This window comes from Paenibacillus sp. B1-35 (assembly GCF_050474385.1).
GTDB lineage: Bacteria > Bacillota > Bacilli > Paenibacillales > Paenibacillaceae > Paenibacillus_B > Paenibacillus_B alvei.
Genome location: NZ_JBCHVJ010000004.1, coordinates 502,009 through 520,120, shown reverse-complemented (window position 1 = coordinate 520,120; position 18,112 = coordinate 502,009). Strand labels below are relative to the sequence as shown.

Sequence of the window (18,112 nt, the reverse complement as noted above, 5' to 3'; positions counted from 1 at the left end):
CAAGTAAGGGGATTGCGGCTTCGGCCGCTCCCTTATGCGTAAAGGAGTGAATCGTGTGAGACAACCGATTATCGCAGGGAACTGGAAAATGTTCAAAACGGTATCGGAAGCGGTCGCTTTCGTATCCGAAGTGAAAGGCAAAGCAGAGGTGGAAGGCGTAGAGAGCGTACTCTGCGCACCATTTACAAACTTGCCAGCATTGGTTGAAGCAGTGAAAGGGACAAGCATCAAGATTGGTGCGCAAAACCTCCACTTCGAAGATTCCGGTGCATTCACAGGCGAAATTTCCGGCGCAATGTTGAAAGATCTTGGCGTACACTACGTCATTATCGGACATTCCGAGCGTCGTGCATACTTCGCGGAAACTGATGAAACGGTAAATAAAAAGATGCATGCAGCATTCCGTCATGGCTTGACGCCAATCGTATGTGTAGGTGAATCGCTTGAAGAGCGTGAATCCGGCAAAACGAACGACGTGTGCAAAGTGCAAACGGAAGCAGCATTCCAAGGATTGTCTGCTGAACAAGCTAAGGCAGCTGTTATCGCTTATGAGCCAATCTGGGCGATCGGTACTGGGAAATCCTCCACAGCGAAAGATGCGAATGAAGTTATCAGCTACATCCGCAGCGTTGTGAAGGGCTTGTACAATGACGAAGTTGCGGCAGCTGTTCGCATTCAATACGGCGGAAGCGTTAAACCTGAAAATGTACGTGAATACATGGCAGAAAGTGATATTGACGGCGCATTGGTAGGCGGCGCAAGCTTGCAACCAGCTTCCTACATCTCCTTGGTGGAAGGAGCGAAGTAAGATGTCCGCACCTAGACCGGTAGCACTTATCATCATGGACGGCTTCGGACTTCGCGATACGGTAGTCGGCAACGCAGTCGCGCAAGCGAACAAGCCGAACTACGACCGTTACATGAGTCAATATCCTCATACGACGCTGACAGCTTGCGGCGAAGCGGTAGGCTTGCCAGAAGGTCAAATGGGGAACTCCGAGGTGGGTCATTTGAATATTGGTGCAGGCCGCATCGTATATCAAGACCTGACTCGCATTACGAAATCGATCCGTGAAGGCGACTTCTTCTCGAACGAAACATTGCTTGCAGCAGTGAAGAGTGCGAAGGAGAACAACAAGGCGCTTCATATTTACGGATTGTTGTCCGATGGCGGTGTACACAGCCATATCGACCACGCCCTTGCGATGCTCGATCTCTGTGCACGCGAAGGCTTGAAGGATGTTTACGTTCACGCATTCTTGGATGGCCGTGACGTTGCGCCTGACAGCTCCCGTGGATATATTGAAAAGCTGCAAGCCAAAATCGCTGAAGTTGGAATTGGCCGTATCGCTACGGTTCAAGGCCGCTACTATGCGATGGACCGCGATAAGCGTTGGGAACGCGTTGAGAAATCGTACCGCGCTATGGTATACGGCGAAGGCCCGAAATACCGCGATCCGCTTGCGGCAGTTGAAGAATCTTATGCACAATCCGTGTATGACGAATTCGTTATGCCAACGGTCATTGTGGATGAGAACGATCAGCCGGTCGGCTTGGTTCAAGATGGCGACTCTGTCGTATTTATGAACTTCCGCCCAGACCGTGCGATCCAGCTTGGCCAAGTGTTCACCAACGATGACTTCCGCGGCTTCGATCGTGGCGACAAGTTCCCTAAGAACTTGCACTTCGTCGCGCTCACGTTGTTCGCAGAGACAGTTGGCGGATACGTTGCTTACTCTCCAAAAGAGTTGGACAACACACTTGGTGAAGTGCTCGTGCAGCATGGCAAGAAGCAGCTTCGCATTGCGGAAACAGAAAAGTATCCGCATGTAACGTTCTTCTTCAGCGGCGGCCGTGACGTTGAGCTTCCTGGTGAGAAGCGTGTGCTTATCAACTCGCCTAAGGTAGCAACTTACGACCTTCAGCCTGAAATGAGCGCATATGAAGTTGCAGAAGCAGCCGTGAACGAAATCAACTCTGACCAGTTCGATACGATTATCCTGAACTTCGCGAACCCTGATATGGTTGGCCACTCCGGTATGCTGGAGCCAACGATCAAGGCTGTAGAAGCTACGGATGAGTGCATGGGCAAGGTCGTTGAAGCGGTATTGGCGAAAGGCGGCGTCTGCCTTATTACGGCGGATCACGGCAACGCGGATATGGTATTCGACGAAGCAGGCCGTCCATTCACAGCACATACGACGAACCCGGTTCCATTCATCGTCACTTCGAACGATGTGGAGTTGCGCGAAGGCGGCATCTTGGCAGACATCGCTCCAACGATTCTGGACTTGATGAACGTGCCTCAGCCAGCCGAGATGACGGGACAAAGCATGATTAAGAAGTAAGTTTTACAACTTACCTGGATATATAGTAATTTATTTATAAACAATCAAAAAGGAGTTGTACACACCATGACAATGATTATGGACGTATACGCACGCGAAGTGCTTGACTCCCGTGGTAACCCTACGGTAGAAGTAGAAGTTAAATTGGAATCTGGCGGCTTCGGCCGTGCAATCGTACCTTCCGGTGCATCCACTGGTGCTCACGAAGCAGTTGAGCTTCGCGATGGCGACAAAGGCCGTTACGTTGGTAAAGGCGTAGAGAACGCTGTTAAAAACGTAAACGAAATTATCGCTCCAGAAATCATCGGCTACGACGCACTTGATCAAGTTGCAATCGACAAAGCGATGATCGAGCTTGATGGCACGCCTAACAAAGGCAAATTGGGTGCGAACGCAATCTTGGCTGTATCCATGGCTGTAGCTCGCGCTGCTGCACATGCATTGGATATGCCTTTGTACACGTACCTTGGCGGATTCAACGCGAAGCAATTGCCAGTACCAATGATGAACATCATCAACGGTGGTGAGCATGCTGACAACAACATCGACGTTCAAGAGTTCATGGTATTGCCAGTTGGCGCACCAAGCTTCAAAGAAGCACTTCGTATGGGTGCTGAAATCTTCCACAACCTGAAGTCCGTATTGAAGAGCAAAGGCTTGAATACAGCTGTAGGTGACGAAGGCGGATTCGCTCCTAACCTTGGTTCCAACGAAGAAGCGCTTCAAGTGATTATTGAAGCAATCGAAAAAGCTGGCTACAAGCCAGGCGAAGAAGTATTCTTGGGTATGGACGTTGCGTCCACTGAGTTCTACAAAGACGGTAAATACACATTGGCAGGCGAAGGCAAGTCCTACACATCTGCTGAGTATGTCGACCTTCTTGCTTCTTGGGTCGAAAAGTACCCAATCATCACAATCGAAGACGGTATGTCCGAAGACGACTGGGATGGCTGGAAGTTGCTCACTGAAAAATTGGGCGGCAAAGTTCAACTCGTTGGTGACGACTTGTTCGTTACAAACACTGAGCGTCTTGCTCAAGGTATCGAAAAAGGAATCGGTAACTCCATCTTGGTTAAAGTTAACCAAATCGGTACGCTTACAGAAACTTTCGAAGCGATCGAAATGGCAAAACGCGCTGGCTACACAGCTGTTATCTCCCACCGTTCCGGTGAGTCCGAAGACAGCACAATCGCTGACATCGCGGTTGCAACAAACGCTGGCCAAATCAAGACAGGTGCTCCTTCCCGTACGGACCGCGTTGCGAAGTACAACCAATTGCTTCGCATCGAAGACAACTTGGGAAGCACAGCTCGTTACGATGGCTTGAAATCCTTCTACAACTTGAATAAATAATTGGCTTGCCGCACAAGCGGCTCGCTGATTCGATAGAAGCCAGACTCCCTTGAAGGGGTCTGGCTTCTTTTTTATGATTCCATATGTAAAGTAGGCATACTGCGCTCTCCTTTTGTTCTTTCTTGTCACCCCCTGTTTACCTTGTTCTTCTTGGTGAAATGATGCTCCGTCGGTTCATTCAGACCATAGATGGGTTTAACCTAGACCAGAGGCTAGTTTTGGAAAAAGCCTATTGTGGAACACTATTCCAGAAGATATAATCATCGTGTACTACTAATTAATATACAATACTGAACCATAAACAATAAATCATTCACGCATGAGGTAGGAGGTGACCGGGTTGAAGGAAATCGTTCAATTTAAAAAAGGTGTGCTCGGTCTGTGTGTCATGGTTCTTATTAATCAGCGGGATCGCTACGGCTTCGAGTTGGCACAGCAAATATCCAAGCATGTGGAGGTAGCCGAAGGTGCCTTGTATCCGGTTCTGCGGCGAATGGTCGCTGACGGCCACTGCACTACATATTTGCAGGAATCCACTGAGGGTCCGCCACGGAAGTATTACAAGCTTACCCCAGTCGGCAAGGCATATATGAATGAGCTCGTGACCGAGTGGGATAAATTCGTGTCGGGGGTAGCAAATTTGCTCACCGAAGCGGAATAAGAAGAAACCAAGGAGATGTGAGAGGTGAATCAGCGTGCATAAGCAGTTATTTATGCTGCAATTGAAAATGGGGCTGTTGTCGCTTCCAGAGGCGGAGCGTAATGAAATATTAGCTGAGTACGATGCGCACTTCGAATTCAGCAAGCAGCAGGGGCGAACAGAAGAGGAAATTGCAAGAGAGCTGGGCGATCCGGAAGAGCTGGCAGCGGAGCTGCTGTTAGGCGGGCGCGGAGACAAGGCTCAAAGTATTGAAGGAGAGACGGGAGACCTGTTCGATAAACCCCCAAACCAAGGACAACAGGTGCCGCCGATCTGGGAGGATCCTACGTATCTGCATCAACAAGAGCAGCCATTACACTTTCATCACTATGAACAACATGATGCGCATTTGCGGGATATGATGAATAGGAATGTGTATCCTCCGATTGCGCCATATGAGGAAAGGCGTTCACGTTCTTTTCCAGGTCTCATAGGAACTTTATTTATCAGCTTATTCATAGTACCACTCTTAATTGGCGGGTGGGGAGTCTGCATTGGGCTTGGAGCAGCGGCTGTTGCCCTTCTCCTGTCTCCTATTCTATATGTCGTAAAGCTAGTGCTTGGATCGCCCATTTATGGATCGGAATTGTCAGTCTTGGCGATTGCCTTTGGTCTCGGCATTCTATTGATACAAGCCGTTCTCTTTTTGGGTGGTAAATATACAAAATGGAATGCAAGCTATTTTCGTTGGACCGTATATGAAGGAAAGGGGGGAATGAGATGAACGTAAAGCGGGTGGCGATTAATTTTGTTGCGATCGCTTGTATAGCAGCAGGTATCGTAGGACTGATTTTATTTGGATCCAATCAGATTTTAGGCTCTGAGTTGTCTAAATATGAATATCGTATCGATATGGGAAAAGATCTGAGAGAACTGGAGATCAAGGAAGATTTCGGGGACGTCGAAATCAACTGGGTAGTCGATAATAAGCAAATGATTGAATTAAAGGGCCGTGCGCCGGACGAAGTCATAAAAAAAATCGGCGAATTCGAGGTTAGAAACGGAAAGCTTGTCTTAAATTATGTGAACCCGCAAGATAAAGGTTGGTTTCAAATCAATTTCGGATTTCAATCCCAAAGCCGCAATCACGAAGTTATCATACATGCGACAGAGGACATGGTTCTAGATCGACTTGCATCGAAGCAGTCCGCGGGAGCATTCCACATGTCTGGCGGACAAGTAAAACGATTAGAAGCAGCAAGTAGCTTCGGAGGCGTAAGCGTGAGCAAACTGAAGGGCGAATTTGCAAAATTGACTTCGGACGCAGGTGAAGTGAAAGCAAACAGCGTGGATGCGGAAATCCAGGCACACTCTTCGTTCGGATCGATCGAGCTGCTGAACACAAGGAAGCCGCTTCAAGTCCATGCAGAATCGGGCAGCATCGAAATTGACCAACTGGAGCCTCACGCCATTGATGCGAAAAGCGAATTCGGCAGTATTGATGTTAGAGTTTCTCCTGAGTTTGATGGTCGTTATGATTTGCGTACGGAGTTTGGAAGCACAGAGGCGCCAGAGTCGAAAAATCGAAGCGATATGCTCATTAAGGCACGAACAGAAGCAGGCGGCATAAAGATTGTCGAAAAATAATACGGGTCATTATCGGAAGTATTCCCCGAATCGGTTATAATGTACTTATCTAAAATTAAAGGTACATGATACAGTAAAGGGGTAAGGATACATGAAATCGATTCATAAAGTGCTGACATTGGCTGGCTCGGATACGAGCGGCGGAGCTGGTATTCAAGCTGACTTGAAAACATTTCAAGAGCGCGGTGTTTATGGAATGACCGCATTAACAACGATCGTGACCATGGATCCTGAAGAAGGATGGGCGCATCGTGTGTTCCCAATCGCGCTTTCTACAATAGAAGAACAATTAAAGACGATCATGAGTGTTGGCATTTCAGGTATGAAGACGGGTATGCTTGGCTCCATTGATATTATTGAGCTTGCTGCTCGTACGATAGAGAAGCATAATATTCCGAATGTTGTCGTTGACCCAGTGATGGTATGCAAGGGTGCTGACGAAGCCCTGCATCCTGAGACAAACGAAGCCCTGCGCGATATTCTCGTGCCGAAGGCTGTCGTGGTAACACCGAACTTGTTCGAGGCTTCTCAATTGGCGGGGACAGCACCAATTCGTACCCTCGAAGATATGAAGGAAGCAGCAGCCCGCATTCAAGAGCAGGGTGCTAAGTATGTATTGGTAAAGGGCGGTTCCAAGATTGGGTTGCCTACTTCCGTCGATGTATTGTACGACGGCAAATCCTTCGAAATGTTGGAGGCAGATCTCATCGATACAACATATACACATGGCGCTGGCTGCACATACTCCGCGGCAGTTGCTGCAGAACTGGCGAAGGGGAATGATGTCAGGGAGAGCGTTCATAGGGCAAAGAGCTTCATTACGGAGGCGATCCGCCATTCTTTCCCACTGAATCAGTATGTGGGCCCAGTGCGTCACAATGCGCTGCGTTTGCTGCAGCATGGAGAAGAATAAGCCTTAAGGGCTTCGAAACGTTATACGATGATTGTGCAGCTTTTCAGAACCTATAGGAAATCCTTGAAGTGGAAAAGGAAAGAAGAGGGATAGGCCTTGCCTACTGCCGTTACGTGTGATACAATGAAAGTACTGTTTTTAGCTTTTCGAACGTGTATCACGCATTAGGAGGTGTAACTGTGGAAATTTTCTTGAAAATTTTGCTTGTCATTTTTTCTATCGGTTTGATTAGCATTGTGCTTCTGCAGAAAGGGAAAAGTGCCGGCTTGTCAGGTGCCATCTCCGGCGGTGCGGAACATCTATTCGGAAAGCAGAAGGCACGCGGTCTGGACTTGTTCCTGCAACGTGCAACGGTTGTATTGGCAGGAGGATTCTTCATCTTGTCACTCATCGTAGCTTATTTCCTTAAAAGTTAATTTCCATTTGTAAAGCAAAGCGAGGACATGCTCCTCGCTTTTTTTGTACCCTTTTTTCCGGAAAAAACAAAAAACTTGTTATGATGTGGATCGAACGGCAAAAATGTAGGGAAAGCGCCGGGATGTAACGATTTTATTTCGTGTATACTAGGTTATATATTGGTATACTGTATCATGCAGGTCATGGCAAGGTGAGGTGAAGGAATGGTAACGGAACAACAGTTGTTGGACTTTATGCGTGAAACCGCTTATAAGCCGATGACCTATCAAGAGCTGGAGCAGCATTTCGATATTGAAGGCGCTTCAGAATTCAAAGCATTTCTGAAAATGCTGAATCAAATGGAAGAAGAGGGAAAGATACTGCGCACTCGTACCGACCGCTACGGCGTGCCGGAGCGTATGAACTTGCTGCGTGGGCGTCTGCAGGCTCATGCCAAGGGCTTTGCGTTCTTGATTCCAGAAGAAACGGGTCATCCCGATGTATACATTCACGCGAATGATTTAAAAACAGCGATGCATGGAGATACCGTGCTTGTACGCGTGACGAATAAAGGCTTTGATGGTGCGCGAATGGAAGGCGAAGTTGTGCGCATAGTGAAGCGTGCAGTGGAGCGCGTCGTCGGTCTTTTTCAAAATTACGAATCATATGGGTTTGTCATTCCGGATGATAAACGGATCAACCGTGATATCTTCATTCCGAAGGAAGATATGCATGGCGCGGTTACCGGACAGAAGGTCGTTGTCCATATTGTGAGCTATCCGGAAGGAAGGGCAGCTGCACAAGGCATGGTGGCCGAAATCCTTGGTCATAAGGATGATCCGGGTGTTGATATTTTGTCCGTCATCCGTAAGCATCAGCTCCCAGAAGCGTTCCCGGATGAAGTCATGGCAGAAGCAGAAGCTGTGCCGGATTCCATTACGGAGGAAGAAATCATTAGCCAACGCCGCCGCGATTTACGCGGCATGAATATCGTCACAATCGACGGAGAAGATGCGAAGGACTTGGATGATGCGGTATACGTGGAGCAGCTTCCGAATGGTCACTACAAGCTTGGCGTTCATATAGCGGACGTTGGTTATTATGTGAAGGAAGGTTCTGCGCTCGATCGTGAAGCCTACGCTCGCGGCTGCAGTGTGTATTTAGTCGATCGAGTCATCCCGATGCTGCCGCATCGGTTGTCTAACGGGATATGCTCCCTCCATCCGCGTGTGGATCGTTTGACGCTGTCCTGTGAAATGGAGTTCGACGAGAAGGCTAAGCTAGTGAAGCATGATGTATTCCCGAGTGTCATTCGTACTGTTGAGCGTATGACGTACACGAACGTACGGAAAATTGTTGAAGACGAGGATCCGGAAGTATCGGCACGCTATGCTTACTTGGTTGACAGCTTCAAGCTGATGAAGGAATTGGCGCTGAAGCTTCGCCGGAAGCGGATGAACCGGGGAGCAATCGATTTTGATTTTGTGGAATCGAAAGTGTTGGTGGATGAGAAGGGCGTACCGACTGATATCATCAAGCGGGAACGTACGATTGCAGAGCAGATTATTGAAGAGTTCATGCTGGCAGCTAACGAGACGGTTGCGGAGCATTTCCATTGGCTCCGAGTTCCGTTCCTATACCGGATTCATGAGGAGCCGGATAGTGAGAAGTTATTCAACTTCATGTCCTTCGCGGCGAACTTTGGATATGTTGTTCGAGGCAAGGGCAACTCGGTACATCCTCGTTCTTTGCAAATGCTTCTTGAGGAAATTGAGGGAACGCGTGAGCAGACTGTGATCAGCACGATGATGCTTCGCTCGATGAAGCAGGCGAAGTATGATGCGGAGATGACCGGCCACTTCGGTCTAGCTGCTGAATTCTATTCGCACTTTACATCGCCTATCCGCCGTTATCCGGATTTGGTCATTCACCGAGTCATGCGTGAAGTGATGGATAATGGAGGATCCCTGCCTGAGAAGCGCTTAGAGCAGCTCCATGCCCGCATGCCGGACATTGCCCAGCAATCATCAGAGCGTGAGCGGGTAGCCGTTGATGCAGAGCGGGACACAACAGCGCTGAAGAAGGCCGAATTCATGCTCGATAAGGTCGGCGAGGAATTTGACGGCATTATTAGCAGTGTGACAAGCTTCGGCATGTTTGTTGAACTGGATAATACGGTTGAAGGGCTTATTCGACTAAGTGAATTGAATGATGATTATTACCACTTCCATGAGCAGCATATGGTGCTGATCGGGGAGCGGACGGCAAATGTATTCCGCATTGGCGATGAGGTGCGCATTCGAGTAGCTCGTGTCAATATGGATGAGCATACGATCGATTTTGAGTTGATTGAGAGCAAATCGCGTCACAATGGTCGTGACTTCGGCTTCGAAATTCGGAAGAAACGTGGTCGCGGCGGATATAGTGCTGAAGGACGCGGTGGAGCAGGACGTGGTGACTGGAAGGGTCGTAAGGATGGGAAAGGCGGCCGACCAGGAGAACGTGATCGTGGCGGTCAATCGCAAAATGTCCGCGGCGCGGATAGAGGAGCAAGGGGCGGTCGTTCGGATCGATTCGGCGGTAGAGAGAATCGACCGGCAGATCGTGGACATCGTGCTGATCGGCATGCCGGTCAAGGTGCACGTGCAGACGGTCGTGTAGATCGGCACGCTGGTCAAGTTGTGCATGGAGATAGTCGTGCTGATAGACGCAACGTCACTGGCGTTGATCCTGCGGAACAGCAAGCTTATGAACAGTATGGTGCTTCCTCCGGTCAGTATGTGCGAGGTGGATATGGTCGAAATCAGCACCAGCATGAGCAAGAAGAGCGATTGGAGCGGGATGCTCGTTATGAGCGTCATAACAATAATGATGCTGTGGAGCAAGAGGCCGATGCATTCGCTGGCGATTGGTATAACCAAGGCGAGTTCCGTGAGCAGCAGAGAGGCCGTCGTGGACGCAAAGGACGCCGCGAAGGGCAGGGACGTGGGAATAACCCATACGACAAGTCATCCGGTTCTTCTCAGCCGCGAGGCAAGGGCGGCATTAACTTTGGAGCGGGCCCAGGAAACGCGGAGCGTTCAACTCCAGCGAAGAAGGAGTATGATGATTCCAACTGGGTAGATCGACTGATCGCGGATGCGGAAGAAGAAGTCGATCGTCCGAGGTTCTTCGATTTTGGCTCTGGCCGTGGAGGCTATGGACGTGCAAATGGAAGCGACCAAGGCGGCAGCAAGCAAGGACGTGACGGAGGCTTCCGTAGAAACCATAGCTCAACCGGTGGAGGGAAGAAGGGTCGTCGTTCGACTTCTGAGAGCGGCATTTTCATCGGCGAAGAGGCAGCCAATGCCCGGAGTCAAGGAGAATCCGCTCAAAGAGCGGCGAAGAAAAAGGGAAAAACGAACAACAAGACTGCGAAATTTGTTCGTAAAAAGCGTTAAACAGCATGGTATGTATAAGGGTATAACGGCTTTTAGTTCCGCCTAGGCGGAGCTGGAGCCGTTTTTTATTTTCTTAAAAAAGAAATGACACGCTTGGGAAATGAAGTTTGTATTTTTAGGTCAAGCTGGGGAAGCTGATCATCTACCGGAATACATATGATATAATGTACATATTTTAGGAGATGCTGCTTTTTACTTTGGTAGGGAGGTGAGTCAGATGAGTCCTTCAGATATATCGATGTATCATGTCATGTTGCGTATGGTGCTTGCGTTAGTGCTGGGCGGATGTATTGGGCTTGAGCGAGAGAAGCGAAGCCAAGCTGCGGGATTGCGGACGCATATGCTTGTGAGTCTCGGATCGGCGCTTGTCATGTTGATATCCGTATATGGTTTTCCGGATTTAAGTGGGGATAATAAGGCTGCGGTTGATGTTGCGCGTATCGCAGCACAGGTAGTCAGTGGTGTTGGCTTCCTAGGAGCTGGAACCATTATTCGCAACGGAACCAGTGTGAAGGGACTTACAACGGCAGCTTCCTTATGGGTGTCGGCAGCGATTGGGCTTGCTTGTGGCTCGGGTTTTATTTCTGCGGCACTATTCGGCTGTGGCCTGTCTCTTGTTGCCTTGTGGGTGCTGAATAAGTACGATATTAAAAATCGTGTCGCTCATCGGATTCACGAGCTGGAGGTCGTTGTGGAGGAGCGTGAAGGATGGCTGACAGCGCTAACGAAGGTAGCAGAGGAGCAGGGGCTTACAGTTCGAAGTATTCGTATGCGGCCGGAACGTGCGGGGAAAACGTGGGCGAAATTTCTAGGAGCTGGGCAGGGGCAAGTTTTTGAACAGAACAAAAGAAGCGAGCATTTACCTGAGCGAGATATAGAGGTTTACAGCACTGAGAAGCAATCTCTTGAGGGCACTGGACATAAGGAAGCGCCAGCAAACAGTACGGCGACTGATAAGGCTGTAAATCGAACTGGGGAAGGGCTGTCTTTACATATGGAGAATGAGGTTCAGTCTGATACAACCATGGACGACAATGGACAGATCTCGACAAGTACAAGGTACTTGCACATTGAGCTGAAAGTACTGGCTGAAGAGGTCAAATCGGTAACAGACTGCTGTGAAGTATTTCTGCGGCTCGAAGGCGTTATGGACGTTCATATGATTTCTTAATTTGAGCAGGTAAGGATTCTGCGTATCGTATATATCAAGGTCAAATTTAAAATTGACGGTTTATTTATTCTATTATGGAGCTACAGAATTCAATTTTCATTTAATAGTGGAATAGAAGGTATGGATGAACAGGTTTCTAGCTTGAGTCGGGGGCATTCTTTTTGGTACAATATACTTCTAAGAAATAAGCTATAGTGAAATGGTTTCGTGCAAAAGACCCCATTCACTTGCTAATGTCATTGTCGTAACGTTGGAGGGCAATCATGGGTAAAAAGAATGATAATAAAGTTTTAGCCCAAAATAAAAAGGCGTCCCATGATTATTTTATCGAGGACACTTATGAAGCGGGCATGGTTCTCACAGGGACGGAAATTAAATCGCTCCGTTTGGGCAAGGCGAACATTAGCGATTCATTTGCAACGATTCGCGGCGGCGAGGCGTTCATTCACAATATGCATATCAGTCCGTTTGAGCAGGGCAACCGTCACAATCCTTCCGATCCGACACGTGCGCGCAAGCTGCTGCTGCATAAGGAGCAGATTAACAAGCTAATCGGGCATACGAAGCAGGAAGGGTATACACTTGTTCCGCTGAAGGTGTATGTGCGCAATGGTTATGCGAAGCTTCTTATTGGGCTGGGTCGAGGCAAAAAGAACTATGATAAGCGTGAAACAGCTGCCAAAAGGGATGCGGATCGTCAAATTCAACGCGCTCTGCGTGAGAAGCAGAAATATTGAGGTTAGATCGTCTTAGAAATAAAGCGATGCTTCTTTTGGCGAAGGTTTGGTTGTAGGATGTAGTTAAATTAGTCAACGCGGTAGTCAACGCTTTGACTGGGATAATCCGTAATTGCTGCAACTGCATATCCTGTGATCCTAGTTATGGCTAGTTCATCGTTGGATCGTTTGTACCAAGGAAATGGCATGAAGCGCTGGCAACAAGTTGACTAACAACTTTCGCTTAGGTGTGTTATAATAAACATGTCAGTAACGAACAGTGCTTCACAGCACAATATAGCCGCTGACTGAATAATCAACTCATTGACAACTGAATAGTGTGGAAGGATACACTATCTGTGTCTTAACTAGATTCTCATTTAATTCAAGACTCTATTCCCCTGATGGGCAAGATGTTGCTTATCATTCATGGGGGCGTTCTTGGATTCGACGGGGATAGTTCGGGCTCGGGTAGCGGGTAGTGGGGACGCGTCCGCTTTATCAACGCTAAAGCCAATTAAACGGCAAACAACAAACAAACTACGCTTTCGCAGCTTAATAACCTGTGAGCGTGCTCCTACTCTGCATCGCCCATGTGCCGGGATAGGGGCTCAACTTTAGTGGGATACGCTGTCACATCTCCGCCTGAGGTGTGCTGAAGAAGACAATCAGGCTGACCCAAAGCATAGCCGGTTACGGGGCGATGCTCGGGTGACATCAAAACTGTGACTACACCCGTAGAAACCTGTGTTGCGTTATCTTCGGACAGGGGTTCGAATCCCCTCGCCTCCACCATCATTAAGCCGACCGCGTGAGGTCGGCTTTTTGCATTGGAGGCAAAGTTTCGGGATGAGAACCCCTGGGGTTCGCTCCGCGCACAGGAAGCGAAGAAGCAGCTTCGAAGAAAGACAACAGCGAACGAGCACGGCATCGATTTCAACCATTAAGGTAGTCATCGAAGGATAAGCATCGAAGCAAGTTCAATAAAGAAATTGATTATCCCCTCGCCTCCACCATCATTAAGCCGACCGCGTGAGGTCGGCTTTTTGCATTGGAGGCAAAGTTTCGGGATGAGAACCCCTGGGGTTCGCTCCGCGCACAGGAAGCGAAGAAGCAGCTTCGAAGAAAGACAACAGCGAACGAGCACGGCATCGATTTCAACCATTAAGGTAGTCATCGAAGGAATGGCTTCGAAGGAAAGGCTCCCCCGACCATTAAAAAAGAATAAGATTTGTGCAATGTACTATTACACAAATCTTATTCGGGTTAGATTAACTACAACATTATAAATTTTCACCGTTTGATTCAATTACTTTTTTATACCAATCAAAACTAGATTTTTTATATCGCTTACCGCTACCTCTTCCATAATCATCCAAATCCACGTAAATAAAACCATAACGTTTACTCATTTCAGAAGAAGAGCAACTTACTAAATCAATGGGTCCCCAAGGGTAGAAGCCTATCACTTCAACTCCATCTCTGATTGCTTCTTTTACCTGTGTGATGTGTTCTTTGAAGAAATTTATTCGATAGTCATCGTAAATTGTTCCTTCTTCATTCAATTCTTCATAAAAGCCCATACCGTTTTCTGTAATCATAATTGGTAATTGATAGCGGTCATACCATTCGTTTAATGCAGTACGTAACCCTATAGGATCAATTGACCAGCCCCAATCATTTTGTTTCAAATAAGGATTCAGTGCTGTTGGGCTGTCCGTATGAATACGTTGAGAATCTGTAATTTGAGTGTAGTAATAAGAAAAAGAAACAAAATCAACTGTATTTTTGAAATCTTCTTCATCTTGTTCACCAAACTCAATATGAAGACCTTTCTCTTCAAAAAAGCGGTAAGCGTAATTTGGATACTTGCCACGAACCAAAATATCTGAATAGAAAAACTCCATTTGGTTATATTTTAAACTGGCTAAGACATCTTTTGGATCACATGTTGCAGGATAGACATTTCCATAATAAGACATCATACCAAGCTGAAATTCTGGATTAATTTCCTTTGCGATTTTAATCGCCCTTGCACATGCCACTAATTCATTGTGTACCCCTTGATACTTCGCCTCCGTAAGATTATCTACTCGATCTGAAGGAATACCTAAGTGATTAAAAGACTCATGAGTAATCAAATTCATTTGATTAACTAATATCCAATATTTTACTTTATTACGATATCGTTTAAACAATGTCTCAGCAAATGTAGTAAAGAAATCAATCATTTTGCGATTGTACCAACCATTATACTCCATTGCTAGATGAATTGGCATTTCATAGTGAGAAATAGTAATAAGAGGTTCCATACCATTTTTAATAATTGTGTCGATTAATCGATCATAAAATGCTAATCCTTCCTCATTTGGCTCTATTTCATCCCCTTTAGGGAAAATACGCGCCCAACTAATAGAGGTTCGGAAAGAGTTCATTCCTGTTTCAGCTAATAAAGCTAGATCTTGTTCAAAAGTATGATAAAAATCAATTCCTGTTCGTTTTGGATAAATACCGACTTTATCATTTAGTGCTTCTTCAATATCTGTTGTACTTACTTCTTTATTTCCTTTTTTCTTAATGTTAATATCATCACGAAAACGATTGAGATCAGCGACACTCAGTCCCTTTCCACCTTCTAAATATGCCCCTTCTAACTGGTTAGCTGCTACAGCTCCTCCCCAAAAGAAATTTTTAGGAAATGTCTTTGGATTCTTTTTCATCTGCTTACTTCCTTTCAAATGATAAATTAATCTGTAGCAAAATATAATTTTTACCACCATGATTTAGCTTAAGCTTTAGCTTTATCATAAATGGAAACCAAGTGATTGACTATCTTTATCGTTTTCTAAAAATAGAAAACCTAAACCAACGTTAGGTAATTGGCAATAACTTTCAAAATAGTATGAATAACTTTTTGGGAGTAATAATTAGAATAAAAAAGAAAATTAAATGCTTCCAAAGAAATAATCTCTTCAAAAATGTGAGCATGGAATGGTTCAGGTTGAGATGTCAGGAGAAACGTGGGCGTTTCGGATTGTTGTATTTCCATAAGAACATCGGGATTTTCTGTCAACCATTTACCGGTAAGAGAAAAGATGAAACAACGATCTACTTCGCGCAGCATTTGTTTTATAACAGAAATATCCGCCTTGCGATTAATTTCAAAAACTGTAATACCCTTAAGACTAAGTAATTCTCGTAAAATATTAGCAGAAGCAAAGTTAAATGTATTACATAAAACAGCAATTTCAGTTGTAGAAGCCAACTTTTGAGCAATTCTCTTGCACTGTTCTAGGTCTATTAATTCATAAATTTTCTCGTTTAGATTTTGTTCTTCTATTTTCATCGCTTCTATCATATTTTGTGGGGAGTTACTCCAATCGATCGTACTAAACGGATTTTTGTAAGAGTAGGGAGCTAAATCAGTCCTCATTTCCTTAAAAGAAGAATAACCTATTTTTTTGCAAAATTTAGTTACGCTTGCAGGTGTTGTATTTGCTACATAGGCAATTTCTTCAATATAAATATCTGGAAATTCATGAATTTTTTTAATTAATACTTTAACAATTGTATAATACACACTGGGTTTAGTGCACTTAAAAAAGAACTCAGTTAATCTTATATACACTGGACTAGAAGGAATTGAGTGATCTTGCAATTGAATGAACTCCTTTATAAAAAATGAATTTCAAAAGTACAGAATCCGGTAGCTTATGATAGTAAAAGGCAAGTTCGACTGCTCACCGAATAGAAGCACCAGAATTCCATTTATGGAAACGGATCAAACGAAAAAAGTGAAAATCTTTTGATTTTATTATAAACAGGAAACACCATAAACATACCATACTATTCTTGGGCTTTTTAACGAATGGAACCCATATATAGTGGCATTTTGTTTGTATTTCTAATATATAAGCAGCATCCCAATCCAAGTTATAATTATGATGTGGATTGGGGATAATTATAATGTGGAATAGGAAACGTGCAAGACCTAAATGCGAAAAAACGCGATGTTACGCGGATTCTATTTTCCGATTTTAGAAAATGAATCAAATTGTATAGCGTTTAATTTGCTGCTAGACTCAAATTATCAAAGCAGTAGAAGGAGTTGATATAGAAATGAGTTACGAGAAAATTGCTAAAAACTTGATTGATCAAGTTGGAGGAATGGAGAATATTAGCAATTTATCCCAATGTGCAACTAGATTACGGTTTCAATTAGTAGATCAAAATAAAGTAAATGATGAGAAAATAAAAGGAACTGACTTAGTTCTAGGAACGGTTGTTGCAGGAGGGCAATATCAAGTAATAATCGGCAGTAAAGTAGCTGATGTATACAAAGAAATTATGAAACTAAAAGATAAAAACACCTCGGAAGAAATAGCGAACAATGTACAAAATGAGACGGGAACTAAAAAAGGTGTTCAAGGGATATTTGACATTATTTCAGGAAGTTTTTTGCCCTTATTGGGAGTATTAGCTGGTTCTGGAATGCTAAAGGCCATTTTGAATTTATTACTAGAATTCAATCTGATCAACACAAATAATAGTACGTATATAGTATTATCTTCCATTTCGAATGCTGTTTTCTACTTCTTACCGATTCTACTAGGTTTCTCATTATCTAAACGCTTAGGTGTAAACGTATACATTGGTGCAGTAATTGGAGCATCTTTGTTAGAGCCAGGATTTATGGGGTTAATTGGAAATGGAAATGTAGACTTCTTAGGAATTAAATTAATAGCGATTGATTACGCTTCTAGTGTATTTCCAGTTTTCATAGCCATTGCTTTTTATGCAAAATTCGAGAAATTATTAATCAAATTTATACCAAAAATGTTACAGATGTTCATGGTTCCAATGATATCTCTTGTTGTCATTGTACCGTTAACTATGCTGATTTTCGGTCCTTTTGGCACTTTGGTTGGTGAAGCCATTGCTAATTTTGTTGTAATGTTGAGTGGTGTCAGTGGAATGTTGACGGGTGCTATCCTAGGTGGTTTTTATACCTTCTTAATTGTTATGGGGCTTCACTGGGGACTCGTACCGATTGTATTAGCTAACTTAGGCGCTGGCGGTGATCCATTATATGCAATGGGAGGAATGTGTGCATTTGCCCAAATGGGAATTGCGTTAGGTTTCTTGCTACGTTCAAAAAATAAAAAGCTGCAAACTCTAGCAGGTTCTTCTTTGATACCAGCCGTACTAAGCGGTGTAACAGAACCCATTATCTATGGTTTAATTGTTCCATATCGCAAAACTTTCATTTACATTATGATTGCAGGAGCAATAGGTGGTGGAATTAATGGGTTTTTCCAAGTCAAAATGGTATCTTATGCATTTGCAAGTTTCTTAGGAATCCCGGCATATAGTCCAATGTTAGTGTACTTGGTTTCTGCAATTATTACACTAGTGACTGCAGCCTTTTTCATAATCGTATTTGGATATGAAGGAAAGAAAGTAAAGACTTCATAAACACAATCAAGGT

General features: G+C 45.2%; 14 protein-coding genes and 1 other RNA gene. 13 read left to right on the top strand and 2 right to left on the bottom strand.

Annotation, left to right across the window (positions count from 1 at the left end; all coding sequences use genetic code 11):
• Positions 1–55: 55 nt before the first annotated feature.
• The 12 genes from tpiA to ssrA all read left to right on the top strand — a co-directional run bounded on the left by tpiA (position 56) and on the right by ssrA (position 13,419).
• On the top strand, positions 56–808 hold the full coding sequence (tpiA, locus tag ACQ5BJ_RS16545; RefSeq protein WP_005545801.1) for a triose-phosphate isomerase: 753 nt from the start codon (positions 56–58) through the stop codon (positions 806–808).
• Position 809: 1 nt separating this feature from the next.
• Entirely contained in the window at positions 810–2,348 is a 1,539-nt protein-coding gene (gpmI, locus tag ACQ5BJ_RS16540; RefSeq protein WP_005545803.1) for a 2,3-bisphosphoglycerate-independent phosphoglycerate mutase, read from the top strand.
• A gap of 66 nt (positions 2,349–2,414) precedes the next feature.
• On the top strand, positions 2,415–3,701 hold the full coding sequence (gene eno / locus ACQ5BJ_RS16535; RefSeq protein ID WP_430111558.1) for a phosphopyruvate hydratase: 1,287 nt from the start codon (positions 2,415–2,417) through the stop codon (positions 3,699–3,701).
• Between the two features lie 340 nt (positions 3,702–4,041).
• Positions 4,042–4,362: a PadR family transcriptional regulator gene (locus ACQ5BJ_RS16530; protein ID WP_163979429.1), complete on the top strand. Its 321-nt coding sequence runs from the start codon at positions 4,042–4,044 to the stop codon at positions 4,360–4,362.
• Positions 4,363–4,396: 34 nt separating this feature from the next.
• Positions 4,397–5,125 (top strand): DUF1700 domain-containing protein, encoded by a 729-nt coding sequence (locus ACQ5BJ_RS16525; RefSeq protein ID WP_005545809.1) that lies wholly within the window; start codon positions 4,397–4,399, stop codon positions 5,123–5,125.
• Entirely contained in the window at positions 5,122–5,988 is an 867-nt protein-coding gene (locus ACQ5BJ_RS16520; RefSeq protein ID WP_163979430.1) for a DUF4097 family beta strand repeat-containing protein, read from the top strand. The genes ACQ5BJ_RS16525 and ACQ5BJ_RS16520 overlap by 4 nt, the downstream gene beginning before the upstream one ends.
• A gap of 91 nt (positions 5,989–6,079) precedes the next feature.
• Entirely contained in the window at positions 6,080–6,901 is an 822-nt protein-coding gene (gene pdxK / locus ACQ5BJ_RS16515; protein WP_005545816.1) for a pyridoxine/pyridoxal/pyridoxamine kinase, read from the top strand.
• Positions 6,902–7,080: 179 nt separating this feature from the next.
• On the top strand, positions 7,081–7,317 hold the full coding sequence (gene secG / locus ACQ5BJ_RS16510; RefSeq protein ID WP_005545818.1) for a preprotein translocase subunit SecG: 237 nt from the start codon (positions 7,081–7,083) through the stop codon (positions 7,315–7,317).
• Between the two features lie 204 nt (positions 7,318–7,521).
• A complete protein-coding gene (gene rnr, locus ACQ5BJ_RS16505; protein WP_430111555.1) occupies positions 7,522–10,737 on the top strand; it encodes a ribonuclease R in 3,216 nt (1,071 codons plus the stop codon).
• Between the two features lie 217 nt (positions 10,738–10,954).
• Complete coding sequence (locus tag ACQ5BJ_RS16500; protein ID WP_367667662.1) at positions 10,955–11,908, top strand: MgtC/SapB family protein; 954 nt, start codon at positions 10,955–10,957, stop codon at positions 11,906–11,908.
• 263 nt (positions 11,909–12,171) lie between these two features.
• Positions 12,172–12,645, top strand: coding sequence for an SsrA-binding protein SmpB (smpB, locus tag ACQ5BJ_RS16495; protein ID WP_005545824.1), 474 nt, complete (start codon positions 12,172–12,174; stop codon positions 12,643–12,645).
• A 410-nt stretch (positions 12,646–13,055) separates the two neighbouring features.
• Positions 13,056–13,419, top strand: a transfer-messenger RNA (tmRNA) gene (gene ssrA / locus ACQ5BJ_RS16490).
• Between the two features lie 488 nt (positions 13,420–13,907).
• Here ssrA and ACQ5BJ_RS16485 read toward each other — a convergent pair.
• Together ACQ5BJ_RS16485 and ACQ5BJ_RS16480 are read right to left on the bottom strand one after the other, a co-directional pair.
• Entirely contained in the window at positions 13,908–15,344 is a 1,437-nt protein-coding gene (locus ACQ5BJ_RS16485; RefSeq protein ID WP_171417831.1) for a glycoside hydrolase family 1 protein, read from the bottom strand.
• A gap of 140 nt (positions 15,345–15,484) precedes the next feature.
• Positions 15,485–16,282, bottom strand: a complete 798-nt coding sequence (locus ACQ5BJ_RS16480) for a MurR/RpiR family transcriptional regulator (protein ID WP_163979809.1) — start codon at positions 16,280–16,282, stop codon at positions 15,485–15,487.
• A 461-nt stretch (positions 16,283–16,743) separates the two neighbouring features.
• Between ACQ5BJ_RS16480 and ACQ5BJ_RS16475 the strand changes: the two genes are divergently transcribed.
• Positions 16,744–18,099: a PTS transporter subunit EIIC gene (locus ACQ5BJ_RS16475; protein ID WP_430111552.1), complete on the top strand. Its 1,356-nt coding sequence runs from the start codon at positions 16,744–16,746 to the stop codon at positions 18,097–18,099.
• Positions 18,100–18,112: the final 13 nt, after the last annotated feature.